This window comes from Pseudomonas sp. SIMBA_041, from assembly GCF_046535095.1.
GTDB classification, from domain to species: domain Bacteria; phylum Pseudomonadota; class Gammaproteobacteria; order Pseudomonadales; family Pseudomonadaceae; genus Aquipseudomonas; species Aquipseudomonas mucoides.
Map to the genome: position 1 here is coordinate 1 of NZ_JAWRXJ010000436.1, position 265 is coordinate 265.

1 protein-coding gene is annotated in these 265 nt (G+C 58.9%); it reads left to right on the top strand.

The genetic code is table 11. From position 1 onward, the window contains the following. Positions 1–52 precede the first annotated feature (52 nt). On the top strand, positions 53–265 hold a 213-nt coding region (locus SB725_RS31815), incomplete at its 3' end, for a RidA family protein (RefSeq protein ID WP_410923435.1).

The window sequence follows — 265 nt, forward strand, 5'->3', positions numbered from 1 at the left end:
GCACAGAGGCTTTCCAAAAGTTTTTGCAGTTGCCACAACGAGGAGGAACAGCATGAGCCACACAACAATCAACCCGGAATCGCTGGCCAAACCATCCGGCTACGCACACGGCATTCTTGCCGGGAACACCGTGTTCCTGGGCGGGCAGACCGCTCTGGACAAGAACATGAACATCGTTCCCGGCGGCATCGTGGAACAGTTCACGCAGGCGTTCTCCAACGTCATCACCACCCTGCGCGAGGCGGGCGGACAGCCTGAAGACCTG